At 45.9% G+C, this 13,197-nt stretch carries 14 protein-coding genes; 13 read left to right on the top strand and 1 reads right to left on the bottom strand.

The annotated features are described in order from the left end of the window. The first annotated feature begins 68 nt into the window (after positions 1–68). The 13 genes from RDW05_RS09320 (at position 69) to RDW05_RS09260 (ending at position 12,242) form a co-directional block, all read left to right on the top strand. Positions 69–395 carry a YbaB/EbfC family nucleoid-associated protein gene (locus RDW05_RS09320; RefSeq protein WP_293693793.1) on the top strand — a complete coding sequence of 109 codons (327 nt, stop codon included), beginning with the start codon at positions 69–71 and terminating at the stop codon, positions 393–395. 4 nt (positions 396–399) lie between these two features. Then, a complete protein-coding gene (recR, locus tag RDW05_RS09315; RefSeq protein WP_009144536.1) occupies positions 400–999 on the top strand; it encodes a recombination mediator RecR in 600 nt (199 codons plus the stop codon). A 22-nt stretch (positions 1,000–1,021) separates the two neighbouring features. Beyond that, positions 1,022–1,294, top strand: coding sequence for a pro-sigmaK processing inhibitor BofA family protein (locus RDW05_RS09310; protein WP_293724365.1), 273 nt, complete (start codon positions 1,022–1,024; stop codon positions 1,292–1,294). 178 nt (positions 1,295–1,472) lie between these two features. Then, positions 1,473–2,690, top strand: a complete 1,218-nt coding sequence (locus tag RDW05_RS09305) for a dicarboxylate/amino acid:cation symporter (protein ID WP_293724367.1) — start codon at positions 1,473–1,475, stop codon at positions 2,688–2,690. Between the two features lie 212 nt (positions 2,691–2,902). Then, on the top strand, positions 2,903–3,568 hold the full coding sequence (locus RDW05_RS09300) for a CoA pyrophosphatase (protein ID WP_021720185.1): 666 nt from the start codon (positions 2,903–2,905) through the stop codon (positions 3,566–3,568). 14 nt (positions 3,569–3,582) lie between these two features. Beyond that, positions 3,583–4,941 carry an LCP family protein gene (locus RDW05_RS09295; RefSeq protein WP_307978808.1) on the top strand — a complete coding sequence of 453 codons (1,359 nt, stop codon included), beginning with the start codon at positions 3,583–3,585 and terminating at the stop codon, positions 4,939–4,941. Between the two features lie 341 nt (positions 4,942–5,282). Beyond that, positions 5,283–6,140 carry a DegV family protein gene (locus tag RDW05_RS09290; protein WP_307978807.1) on the top strand — a complete coding sequence of 286 codons (858 nt, stop codon included), beginning with the start codon at positions 5,283–5,285 and terminating at the stop codon, positions 6,138–6,140. A 21-nt stretch (positions 6,141–6,161) separates the two neighbouring features. Beyond that, the gene (locus tag RDW05_RS09285) at positions 6,162–7,769 is read left to right on the top strand and encodes a DAK2 domain-containing protein (protein WP_307978806.1); all 1,608 of its coding nucleotides are present in this window, start codon (positions 6,162–6,164) and stop codon (positions 7,767–7,769) included. A 6-nt stretch (positions 7,770–7,775) separates the two neighbouring features. Then, positions 7,776–8,207, top strand: a complete 432-nt coding sequence (locus RDW05_RS09280) for a Fur family transcriptional regulator (RefSeq protein ID WP_293389616.1) — start codon at positions 7,776–7,778, stop codon at positions 8,205–8,207. Positions 8,208–8,370: 163 nt separating this feature from the next. Then, on the top strand, positions 8,371–9,186 hold the full coding sequence (locus RDW05_RS09275) for an MBL fold metallo-hydrolase (protein WP_307978805.1): 816 nt from the start codon (positions 8,371–8,373) through the stop codon (positions 9,184–9,186). A gap of 13 nt (positions 9,187–9,199) precedes the next feature. Further along, positions 9,200–10,297, top strand: a complete 1,098-nt coding sequence (locus RDW05_RS09270) for a trypsin-like peptidase domain-containing protein (RefSeq protein ID WP_307978803.1) — start codon at positions 9,200–9,202, stop codon at positions 10,295–10,297. Then, positions 10,294–10,773 (top strand): 23S rRNA (pseudouridine(1915)-N(3))-methyltransferase RlmH, encoded by a 480-nt coding sequence (rlmH, locus tag RDW05_RS09265; RefSeq protein ID WP_293724380.1) that lies wholly within the window; start codon positions 10,294–10,296, stop codon positions 10,771–10,773. Before RDW05_RS09270 ends, rlmH begins: the two co-directional genes overlap by 4 nt. Positions 10,774–10,988: 215 nt before the next feature. Then, a complete protein-coding gene (locus RDW05_RS09260) occupies positions 10,989–12,242 on the top strand; it encodes an ATP-binding protein (RefSeq protein ID WP_304242540.1) in 1,254 nt (417 codons plus the stop codon). A gap of 189 nt (positions 12,243–12,431) precedes the next feature. Here the strand turns inward: RDW05_RS09260 and rbr are convergent, their stop codons facing one another. Continuing rightward, positions 12,432–12,971, bottom strand: coding sequence for a rubrerythrin (rbr, locus tag RDW05_RS09255; protein ID WP_009146377.1), 540 nt, complete (start codon positions 12,969–12,971; stop codon positions 12,432–12,434). Between the last annotated feature and the right edge of the window lie 226 nt (positions 12,972–13,197).

Here is a 13,197-nt window from a genome sequence, read left to right as displayed (position 1 = left end):
AGCATAGCTTAAATTTTTATTAAAAGCAACCTAAGCTATGACTATATTATACGAGGAGGAATTTAATTATGTTTCCAGGTGGCATGGGTAATATGCAGGCAATGATGAAAAAGGTACAAAAAATGCAGTCCGATATGGCGAAAATGCAGGAGGATCTGAAAAGCCGTACTGTAGAAACTTCTGTTGGCGGCGGTGCTGTAACCGTTGTTGTCAGCGGTAAAAAAGAACTGAAATCCATTAAAATCAATCCGACTGCTGTAGATCCCGAGGATGTAGAAATGTTGGAGGATATGATCCTGACAGCTGTCAATGACGCTATGAAGCAAATTGACGAGCTGACCGAAAAAGAAATGGCTAAGGTTACCGGCGGTATGAAGCTGCCTGGCATGTTCTAAGCTGATGGCAAGAATGATCAGGCCGCTGGCTAATTTATACGAGCAGCTCAGGCGTTTACCGGGCATTGGTTCGAAAACAGCTATGCGACTGGCCTATCATGTGATTGACATGCCTGCGGAGGATGTGAAGCAGCTGGCGGCGGCTCTGAGCGGCGCCAAGGAGCAGATTCACTATTGCAGCCGCTGCTTTAATCTTACGGATAGCGATGTATGCGAGATTTGCCGCGACAGCTCGCGCGATAGCTTTACTATCTGCGTAGTAGAGCAGCCGCAGGATATTGCGGCGATGGAGCGCAGTCATGGCTATCACGGATTGTATCATGTGCTGCATGGTGTGCTGTCACCGCTGGATGGTATTGGTCCGGAAAAGCTGCGCATCAGAGAGCTGCTCTTGCGCCTGCAGCAGGAATCAGTCAGTGAAATTATTATTGCAACCAACTCAGATGTAGAGGGCGAGGCGACTGCTACCTATTTGGCGCAGCTGCTGAAGCCTGTAGGAATAACCGTCAGCCGTATTGCTCATGGCCTGCCGATGGGCGGCGATTTGGAATATGCTGACGAAATAACCTTGTCTAAGGCGCTGGAAAACAGGCGCACGATGTAGAAAGGAATGGCGATATTTATTTATGGAACTTAATGCTATTTTGTCACCGCTTGGTGCTTTTGGACCGATGATTGCTGGAGTACTGTTGCTTTTAGTAATAGTAAAGCTGCTGTCGATGCCCTTCAAGCTGGTGTGGAATGGTCTCTGCGGCGCTTTACTGCTGTGGTTTATCAATGTAGTAGGCTCGTTGGCGGGCTTTACGATGAAGATTACTATTATCAAGGCTTTGATTGCCGGCTTCTTTGGTGTTCCCGGTGCTCTTGCCGTAGTGCTGTATGAGCTTTTAGTTAAATAAGATAATTTGCTTTTGCCTCTGCACGTTGCTGCAGGGGTATTTTTATGCGCTTCGACGGGATAATCGTAAATAATATTGTATACACGGCAATAATACTGTATACAATCGGACTTTTCTCTGATAAGTTGTTATAATTAGCTTAACAGTTTTTTTACTTAATTATCTGGGGGTTGTAAAAATGAATTTATCTACAAAAATTTTAATCGGCCTTGCGCTTGGTATTATTGCAGGCCTGGAGCTGGGTGCTGAAGGCGCCGGCTTCGCCAAGACCTGGATTGGTCCTCTGGGAACAATTTTCATGAACATGATCAAAATGGTTATCGTACCGCTGGTATTCTCCAGCCTGGTAATTGGTGTCACCAGCCTTGGTGATATCAAAAAGGTAGGCCGTATCGGTGTAAAAACTGTAGCGTACTATCTGGTAACCACTGCTTTTGCTATCGTTATCGGTCTGGCAATCGGTACCATCATGCAGCCGGGTGTTGGCCTGCATATGGCTGCTGATACCGCTAAGGTTGCTGCTAAGGCTGCACCGCCTATTTCCAAGGTTATCATTGACATTTTCCCGACTAACCCGCTGGAAGCTATGGTTAAAGCCAACATGCTGCAAATCATCGTTTTCTCGCTCTTCGTTGGTGCCGGTATTACTGTTGTCGGTGAAAAAGCTAACGCTCTGAAACACACCATCGATGGTCTGGCTGAGGTTTCCTACAAAATCGTCGGCATGATCATGGCTGTTGCTCCGATTGGTGTTTTCGGTTTGATTACTCCGGTAGTTGCATCTAACGGTCCTGCTGTTCTGCTGCCGCTGCTGAAGGTTGTTATCGCTGTATATCTGGCTTGCCTCCTGCATGCAGTTCTCGTTTATGGCTCTATGATTAAATTCCTGGCTGGCATGGGCTTTATCCAATTTATTAAGGGTATCGCTCCGGCGTCTCTGATGGCCTTCAGCTCCTGCTCCTCCGGTGGTACTCTGCCGCTGACCATGAGCTGTGCTCAAAAAATGGGCGCTTCCAAAGAGGTTTCCAGCTTCGTTCTGCCGTTGGGCGCAACCATCAACATGGATGGTACTGCTGCTTATCAGGGTGTATGCGCACTGTTCATTGCTCAGCTGTACGGCATTGACCTCACCGCTTCCCAATATATGACCATTATCGTTACCGGTACTTTGGCTTCTATCGGTACTGCAGGTGTTCCGGGCGCCGGCTTCATCATGTTGACCATGATTCTGACCAGCCTTGGTCTGCCGCTGGAAGGCTCTGCTCTTATCGCAGGTATCGACCGTATCCTGGATATGCCGCGTACCTCTGTTAACATCACCGGCGATGCTGCTGTAACTCTGCTGGTTGACAAGAGCGAAAAAAAGCATGCAGAAGCTGAAGCTCCTCTGTACTAATTAAAATCTGTCTTTCCCTTGGCGTCAGTTGCGTTAGCGGCTGGCGCTTTCCTTTTATGCAGAAACATATTGTTTAAAGTGCAGTTTTCAAGGATTGTTACCTGGATTTTACAGCTTAGTTACATTTGTTGGCAGGAAAAAACTTTTGCTGCGCAGAAATTTATAAATACTATTTAATTTTGCAGGCAAAGGTGTTAAAATAAGGTGTTATTATGAATGAGATGGAAAAATTACAGTATGTATTGTTTGAGCGACTCCACCGTCGTGCTCCTGGCATTGATAAGCTGGACCGTTTGTGGGACGCTGCTGTGCTGCTGCCCTTAGTGCGTACTCCAGAAGGCATCAGTGTGCTTTTTGAAGAGCGGGCGCATACGCTGCGCAGTCAGCCGGGTGAAATATGCTTTCCCGGCGGTAAGTACGAATGTGCGGATAACAGCTTCCGCAATACCGCAGTGCGCGAAACCTGTGAGGAGCTTGGCCTGCAGCCGGAGAATATCACCATCTGCGGTGAACTGGATTGTCTGGTAACGCATAACGGACCGATTATCCACCCCTTTGTTGGTCTGATTGATGATATCAGCAAGATTACGTACAGCAAGAGTGAGGTGGAGCGCATCTTTACTGTGCCGCTTAAGGTGCTTTTGGAGCAAAAGCCGCGGCGTGGCTCTGTACAGCTGGCCGACCATCCGGGTGATGATTTCCCGTTTGACCTGGTGCCGCAGCGAAAGCGTGGCTGGCGCATGAACAAGTCCTATTATGTGTATTTTTACCTGTATGAGGATAAGGTTATCTGGGGCCTGACTGCACGCATGCTGTATGCTTTCCTGTACCGCAGCCGCAAGGAGCTGACGGAATATCTGGCAGAAGAAATTGATTGAGAGGTTATATAAGGATGAAAAGCATTCTCCAGACAAAAATTTTAATGATTGTAACGGCTATCTGTGTAGTAGGCTATATTGCCTTCGGTTATTTCTTTCCGGAAACGGGATTGGATAATCTTGCGCCGACAGACAGGCTGAATCTGAAAAAGAATATCGTTGTTATGGGTGTTGACGAACGCTCCGATGATGTGGGCCGCAGTGATACGCTTTTTGTCGTAATGTTCGACAGCAGCAACAAAAGCGCTTCCCTGCTTTCGGTACCGCGTGATACACGTGTACGCATTGACGGTCACGGCTGGGATAAGATTAACCATGCCTACGCTTACGGCGGTCGTGAGCTGACACAGAAAACTGTAGAAGAGCTGCTGGGTATCAAAATCAATAATTACGTAATGGTTGATTTTAAAGGCTTTACCGGTCTTGTAGATGCTATCGGCGGTATTGATATCGATGTGGAAAAAGACATGTACTACCATGATTCCTGGGACGGCTTTACCGTTGACCTGAAAAAGGGCCGTCAGCATCTGGACGGCAAAACGGCCATCCAATATGTGCGCTTCCGTGATGAAGAGGGCGATATCGGCCGTATCCGCCGCCAACAGCATTTCCTGATGGCAGTTTATGATAAAATCACCTCTGCCGATATGCTGCTGCATATCCCCGGTCTGGCTAAGCAGCTGACCTCTATGGTGAAGACTGATATGCCTCTTGGTGATATGATGGATTTGGGCAGAGCACTGCATTCTATGGTTAAGGAAAAGGGCCTGTCTATGGCGATGGTTCCTGGTACTCCGAAGTATATCGATGGCATCAGCTATTGGCTGCCGGATATCACCGACCTGCGTGAGCTGATGGTTAAGATGCAGGGGGCAACCATGACGGAGCACTACAAATCTGCAGCTGAGCTGATGGAGAAGGAATACAACAATGCTGTGGAAAAGGTAGAAAAGGGCGATGACAGCGAGGAAAACAAGGAAGCTGTCAAGGAAGAAAAGGAACTGAAGGCTAAGAAAGAAGAAAAAGCGAAGGAAGAAAAGAAGAAGCAGGCTGATAAAGATAAGGATGCAGGTAAAAATACTGCTTCCCAAGAAGCTTCCTCTGACAGCCGCGGCGTTGTACGTCTTGTTAACTGCAGCGGCAGTAAGACAGCAGGCGCAGATGCTGCTGCGCGCTTGCGCAATGCCGGCTTTGAGGTTATCAGCGGCGGCAGTGGTGATGTAATTGCCAATACAATTGTTATTTCTACGACTAATAATGGTGCTGTTGTCAATCGTCTTTCCAACGTTCCCTTTGCGCACCAGATGCGCATCAGCCGCGACGGTGCTGCTGACTGCGATGGTGTTGTTATGCTGGGCGCAGACTTCAAATAAGCTTGATAATAAATAAAAGAGCTGTCCACGAATCAGAAGGTGCTTCTGAAGCTCGTGGACAGTTTCGTTATTTAACGTAAAAAAATTTACAAAAAACTCTTGCATTTTGTATACAAAGATGGTATACTAAGAACATCAAAACAGCCCCTCATTTGGCCCTTCTTCGTAAGGGCTTTTTTTTTTGCCATTTTTAGAAATTTAGTATATAATTTTTGAAATATTGTCAGTTAGCCATAGTCAATGTAGCAATAGTTTTCAGAATATGGTACAATATAATATAATATGGGAGAGGAACGGATATAACTTATATAGAGAATATTCATAACTAACAGGAGGCTTATATGCACGATGAAATACATGTTGTCGTAGATAGTATTTCGGCAGCAGACGAAACAGCTTTGAAGGATGATTCACGTTGCCACATTCTGCGTTTGATTATCCGTCATGGAGATTTGGAATGGCAGGACGGGGAACGTTCGCTGGCAGAATTGTTCGGTATGGTAGACGCAACCGGTAAGCTGCCGATTACCTCTCAGCCGCCTATCGGTGTGGTAGTGGAGCTTTTCACCAAGCTTGCTCAGGAAGGCAAAAAGGTTATTATGCTGACAGTTGACAGCGTGCTCAGCGGTACCTATCAGACCGCCTGCGTTGCTGCACGTCAGGTAATGGATGATATAAAGGGCGCGGATATCCGTGTAATCGACAGCAAGACTGCTGCCTGCCCTATCAGCGGTATTGCGATGGAAGTACTGAAGCATACAGCTGCAGGCATGGATATTGACGAGGCCGAAAAAATGGCGCGTGAGATGGTTGCGCGTACAGAAACATTTTTCAGTGTAAATACATTAGACTATTTGCAAAAGGGTGGACGCATTGGCGCAGTTGGCGCTTTGATAGGAAGTATTTTTGGTATTCGCCCTATTGTGCACTTAGATAAAGAGGGCAGACTGGAAGTTGCAGACAAATGCCGTACCCGTAAAAAGGTTATGAAGCGCATGGTTGAGATGGCTGCGGAAAAAGCACCCATTGAAGCAATTTTCGTCGCTCATGCAGAGGCTTTGGCAGATGCAGAGGATTTAAAACAGCAGATGCAGGAATTGTTCCCGAATGTACCGACTATGCTTACAGGTATCGGCACCGTTTTGGCTGCTCATCTCGGACCTGGTGCTATCGGCGTATTTGTCCGTCGCAAAGCCTGAAAGGAAAGGTGTGGGGTTTAGATGAATAATAGCAAGGTAATTACCGGCAAGCAGCTGAAGGATATGCTGCTGGGTGCTTACCATAGCTTTGAAAAGAATTTTGAAGCTATTAATGATTTAAATGTTTTTCCGGTACCTGATGGCGATACCGGTACTAATATGATGCATACTATGGCATCCGTGGCGAAGGCTATCAGCGCAATGAGCGATGAGGCCGAGGCCGGCGAAATCGGTGCCGCAGCTGCCCGCAGCGCTATTATGGGTGCACGTGGCAATTCCGGCGTAATTTTATCGCAGCTGCTGCGCGGTATCGGCAAGGGTGTTGCCGGTAAAAAGACGCTGAACAATACAGAAATCGGTAAGGCCTTCCAGTTTGGTATTTTATATGCCTATCGCAGTGTATCCAAGCCGGTAGAAGGTACTATTCTGACAGTAGCCCGCGGCATGGCCAAGGGTGCTTATAACGCTGTCCGCGGCAACGTTAGCCTGGAGGAAGTACTGCTGGAGGCTATCCGCAGCGGCAAGGAAGAGCTTGCAAGAACTCCGGAGCTGTTGCCTGCATTGAAGGCAGCCGGTGTTGTTGATGCCGGCGGCCAAGGCCTGATTGTCTTTTTCGAGGGCTGTCTGGCAGGCCTGCGCGGTCAGGATTGCGAAGTGCTGGATGTTACACCGCGTGCCAAGGTACAGATTCAAAAGGGCGAGCCGCTTGATTTGGAATATCCTTATTGCACCGAATTTATCGTCAAGGATGCTGATGTTGATAAGCAGACCGTAAGCAAGGCCTTAGAGGGCATGGGCAATTCTATGATTGTAGCAGTGGTAGAGGATATTGTAAAAGTGCATATCCATACTAAGCATCCCGGTGATGCGCTCAACATGGCGCAGACGTGGGGAACACTGCATGATATCAAAATAGAAAATATGCGTGACCAGCACGAAAACCGTCTCTTTACTGCCGAGGATATTCAACCGGTAAAGCATGGCGTTGGTGTGCTTACTGTTGCAGCCGGCGACGGCATTGCAAAAATCATGCATGAAATGGGCGCTGCAGAGATTATCAGCGGCGGACAGAGTATGAATCCTCCGGTAGAAGAGTTTGTCAATGCTATTGAAAACGGTACCTGCGAGCAGTACATTATTCTGCCGAACAATAAGAATATTGTTTTGGCGGCTGAGCAGGTGCGTAAGCTGCTGGGTAATTCCAAGGTAGCCTATGTTCCTACTACCAATATGGCGCAAGGATTGTCTGCACTGCTGCATTTCGACGCAACACGCAGTATGGACGAAAACACTGTTATTATGACCAAGGAAGCCAAGGAAACAGCCAGTGGCAGCATTACCGTAGCTGTACGCGACAGCGTAGTAAACGGTATTGCTATCCATGAGGGCGATTATCTTGGTATCTTAAACGATAAAATTGTTTGCAACGGCAGCAGCATGGAGGAAGTGCTGCAGAAGATGCTGACAGATGGGGATTATGAACTGATCAGCTTATATTATGGTGCCGATGTAACTGAAGAGCAGGCTGAAAAGCTGGCAGCTGAAGTGGAAGAGCTGAATGATGAGTGGGAGGTTGAAACCTTTTACGGCGGACAACCGCTGTATCCGATTCTTTTGGCAATGGAGTGATGAAATATGCTTACAAGTCAGGAATTAACCAACCTGTTGCGCGAGCGTGGCTATAAGGTCACCCCTCAAAGACTTGCTGTTTATGAAGCCTTGGCTGATGAAACATGGCATCCGAATGCAGAGATGCTGTTCAATAAGCTGCAGCCGAAGTTTCCTGCTATGAGCTTTGCTACGGTATATAAAACTGTAGAGATTCTGCACGATATCAACGTTATTCAGATTCTGAATACGGGTGAGGACAGCTTCCGTTATGATGCCGATGTCAGCGAGCATTATCATCTGCGCTGCTTGAAATGCGGTGCGGTAGACGATGCGCTGATGGATGACGGCGTTAAGCTGCAGCTGACACAGGATGTAGAAAAGCAGAGCGGTTATACTATCAGCCGCCGTCAGTTCTATTTCTTTGGTCTGTGTCCGAAGTGTTCTACGATGCATTAAACTATAAAGAAGTGTACCGATTCTCTAGCTGATTGGTACACTTTTCTTTATATATTGGGTAATTATGTCAGATTTTTGTAGCGTTATTTTTACCAAAATGCCACAATAGCAGTTAGTGAATTTGCTATAATAAAGATGTTATATTGATAGGAGTGAAGGCGTTGTGCTAAACGACTTTCAGATTGTGATGCTGGCCAGCGGCAGCAAGGGGAATGCCGCTTTGATAAGCACAGCAAAGCAACGCTTTTTGGTTGATATAGGTATCAGCTGCAGAGCGTTGACAACGAGAATGAAGGAAATAGGCGTCAGCGTAAACGAGCTGGACGGCGTGTTTATTACACATGAGCATGTCGACCATGTCCGCGGGCTGGCAACCTTTTTAAAAAATTATCAGGTGCCTGTATATAGCAGTGCGCTTACCTGGCGTGCAATATTAGCCAAGGACAGCAGTCTGGTGCGCCAGAATTGCCGTCTTATTGATAATAACCGCCTGCTTTGCGGTGATCTGGAGGTGCAGAGCTTCAGCATACCGCATGATGCTGCTGACCCGCACGGATATACCTTTACGAGCCGCAGCAATGGTTCAAAGTGCACTTATCTTACAGATGCAGGCTTTGTGACTGATACCATCCGTGAGGCAGTTGCAGGCAGCAGTGCCTTGGTGCTCGAAGCCAATCATGATGTGGAAATGCTGAAAAACGGTCCTTATCCGCGTCAGCTGAAGCAGCGCATTTTGAGTACGCTGGGACATTTATCCAATGATACCGCCGGACATTTTCTGACGGAGCTCGAGCGTCTGCCGGAGCATATCGTGCTGGCGCACCTGAGCGAGCACAATAACCTGCCGCAGCTGGCGCAGGATACGGTGCAGAATATTTTACAAGATAATAACCGCCTGCAGGAAACAGAGCTTTTTGTAGCTGCCCAGAACAGGGTAGTGGCAGACAGTCCGCTGCCGGCAGTCTTAGATTTAAAATAAGGAGTGGATACAGATGAACAAGAGTATCTGGAAAAAATCGGCCAATATTTTTGTCTGTGGCCTTTTAGGTGCGGCAATTCTGGTTGCTGGCTGCGGCGACAATAAAACATCTGCCGCAGTGCATGATAAGCCTGCTGCCAAGACTGAGCAGCAGCTGAGCGCAGCGCGCAATACACCGATTGTAGCTGCCGCCAAGAAGGTTGGTCCTGCTGTCGTAGGTATTACCAACAAGGCGTATGTGCGTGACTTCTTCAACCGCACACAGCTGATGGAGCGTGGTACAGGCAGCGGCGTTATTTATGACAAGGCCGGCTATATTGCAACCAACAACCACGTAGTTGAGGGTGCATCGGAAATCATCGTCAGCCTGCCTGACGGACGTACCGTTAAAGGCAAGGTTCTGGGTGCCGATGCCGTAACCGATTTGGCTGTAGTAAAAATTGATGCGGATAACCTTACCGTTGCCACCTTTGGTGACAGCGATACACTGCAGGTCGGCGAACCGGCAATTGCTATCGGCAACCCGCTGGGACTGGAATTTCGCGGCAGTGTAACCGCAGGCGTTATCAGTGCATTGAATCGTAGCATTGAAGTAGGCGAGCGTAAGTTCAACCTGATTCAGACTGATGCGGCAATCAACCCCGGTAACAGTGGCGGTGCTTTGGTAAATGCTGACGGCGAGGTAGTCGGCATTAACAGTGCTAAGGTTGCTGTAAGCGGTGTTGAAGGCATTGGCTTTGCTATTCCTATCAACACAGCTAAACCGATTCTGCAGGAGCTGGCAGAGCGTGGTCGTGTGGCAAGACCGTATCTGGGTGCTTCACTGATGGATCAGGAAATTGCTAACCGCTATGGCTTTGAAATCAACCTGCACGGCGGTATCTTCCTCGTTAAGGTTGTTCCCGGCAGTCCGGCAGCGAAGGCTGATATCCGCCCCGGCGATATTCTCCTGAGCTTTAATGGCAGCAAAGTTAAGACTGCTGTTGACCTGCGTACTGCTCTGTCTAAATGCAAGGTAGGCGACAGAGCCGAAGTAACTATTATGCGTAACGGTCAGAGAGAAAGCAGAACTGTGGTATTGGAAGAGGTTCCGAAGGATTATGGCAATTGAAGATAACGATAGCCTGTGTAGGCAAAATTAAAGAAAAATATCTTACTGCGGGGATAGAGGAATTCAGCAAAAGACTGACACCCTTCTGCAAGCTGGAAACGCTGGCAATTAACGAAGAGCGTATGCCCGATAATCCCTCCCCTGCGGAAAAGCAGCAGGTGCTGGAGCGTGAAACGCAACGCCTGCTGGCAATTATTCCGGCAAATTCCTATGTGATTTTGCTGGATGTTATCGGCAAGCAGCTGAGCAGCCCGGAGCTGGCAGCGAAGCTGGATGAGCTGGCGCTTTCCGGCAACAGCCATATTACCTTCGTGATTGGCGGCGCCTTTGGCTATACTGATGCGTTGCGTAAGCGTGCTGATCTGGCGCTGAGCTTCTCTAAGATGACTTTTACGCATCAGATGATACGTTTATTGCTGATTGAACAGATTTACCGTGCTTTTAAAATCAGCAGAGGCGAAAAGTATCATTGGTAAGTTAAGCTGAATAAGCAATAAAAAGAGTCGTGCGCAGGCACGGCTCTTTTTCGTTGCAACAGAAGTGAAACGTAAAAATTTGCGTTTCATTTGCGTATTGGCTTTGAAACTAATAATTAGATGAAAGTGGAACGAAAATAAAACGTAAAAAAATACGTTGCGCTTACTGCTGAGTTCTGCTACAATTTGTTTAGTAGTGATAGGAGGCGTAACAGATGAAAGAAACTAAAAGCCTGGAATTTAAGTCTGAGGTCACCAATACATTTCTGAAAACAGTCAGTGCTTATGCTAATTATGGCGCTGGAGAAATTTTATTTGGCGTAAGGGATGACGGAACTCCTTGCGGTATAAATAATCCTGAAAAGGTATGCCTTGATTTAGAAAATCGTATCAATGACAGCATTTCACCAAAGCCTGATTTTACACTGAGAATTAATTCTCAAAATAATACTATAGCTTTAAAGGTTTCTGAAGGTTTGGACAAACCGTATTTGTACAAGGGAAAGGCCTATAAACGTAATGATACTTCTACCATAGAGGTTGATAGAGGGGAATTGAATCGTTTGACTTTACTTGGTACGGGAAAATATTATGATGAACTTCCTGCTGGAAATAGCGAATTAAAATTTACTATTTTAGAAAAGGAATTGCAGGCTAAGCTTGGCATTAAGAAGCTGACAAAAGATATATGCAGAACCTTGAATTTATATTACAGCAAGGACAGATTCAACAATGCCGGAGAACTTTTGGCAGATACTAACAGCTTCCCGGGCATTGATATTGCTAAATTTGGTAGCAGCAATGATGTGATTTTAGATAGGGAGCTCATTAAGAATGTATCAGTTATTGAGCAATTTGCTAAGGCTATAAAGCTATTCAGGCGTTATTATGTATATGAACTGATAAAGGGAGCTGAACGAATTACTAAGGAACAGATTCCTGAAAAGGCATTTCGTGAGGCATTAGCTAATGCTTTAGTACATCGCACTTGGGATATCAATGCTAATATAAGAGTATTGATGTATACTGATAAAATAGAAATAGTTTCTCCTGGTGGCTTACCATTAGGTGTTAGCAAGGAAGAATATTTGAAGGGGTATGTATCTGTTTTACGTAATCCTACTTTAGGCAATGTGTTCTTCAGATTAAAATATGTAGAAATCTTTGGTACAGGAGTGCGTAGAATTTTAGAAGCATACAGGAACGCTGACGTGAAACCGAATTTTGCTATAAGTGACAATGCAGTAATGGTTACTTTGCCTAGCGTGGAGTATCAACTTCCGCTTGCTGTGGATGAGCAAGCAGTTTTAGAAGTCTTTGCCGCTAATTTAGTTTTGGCAAGCTCTGATGTTTCAGCTATAACAGGCTTTAGTAGAGGTAAGACTATCAGATTGTTGAACAGCTTAGTGGAGAAAAATAAGCTTGTTAAAGGTGGCAAGGGTAGGGGTACAAAATATTCCTTAACCTAAAAATTCATTATAAGAAATTAGAGCCATGCATAATTTGCACGGCTCTTTCACGTTGCATTAGAAATGAAACGTGAAAATTTGCGTTTCATTTGCGTATTGGTTTTGAAACGGAAATAAAGAAAAAGTGCAACGTAAATTTTACGCTACACTTTTCTACTTTCTCTTATGCATTTGGGGAGATGTATAAGCTTAGAAGTTATCCATATGTACTTCAAAGAAACCTTGCGGATGAGCGCAGACAGGGCAAACTTCCGGAGCGCTGGGGCCGACTACAATATGACCACAGTTGCGGCATTCCCAAATGGTCAGGCCGCTGTCTTTGCTGAAAACCTTCATTTCTTCGATGTTTTGTAAGAGTTTACGATAGCGTTCTTCATGACGTTTTTCGATAGCTGCAACACCGCGCATTTTTGCTGCGATTTCAGGGAAACCTTCTTCCTCAGCTTCTTGTGCCATTTTTACATACATATCGGTCCATTCATGGTTTTCGCCTTCAGCTGCTGCTAAAAGGTTAGCTGCAGTATCGCCTAACTGGTCTAATTCCTTGAACCACATATAAGCGTGAGCTTTTTCATTATTAGCGGTTTTCTCAAATAATTCAGCGATTTGATCATAGCCTGCTTTGCGAGCTACAATACCAAACCAGGTGTATTTGTTGCGTGCCATGGATTCGCCAGCAAATGCCTCCAACAGGTTCTTTTCGGTTTTGGTGCCTTTTAATGATTTCATATTATTCCTCCTTACTTCTGGCAAACTTATTTTAGAGCGGTATAAAAATATTGTTTCGCTTTATATCTGCCTGTTTATATTCTATCATATAGAGTCAGTGTTAACAATGTATATATAAAGAAAATATTAATCATGCTTAAAAATGTTTTGCTGACAACTGGTAAAATTATTACTCATTCAGAACGAGTATAATAAAAGAGCATCAGTTGCTACAATTATTGTAGCA

It is taken from the genome of uncultured Phascolarctobacterium sp., assembly GCF_902463975.1.
In the GTDB taxonomy this organism is placed as follows: Bacteria; Bacillota; Negativicutes; order Acidaminococcales; family Acidaminococcaceae; genus Phascolarctobacterium_A.
Note: the sequence above shows the minus strand (reverse complement) of the source record. Positions and strands in the feature narration are given on the sequence as shown.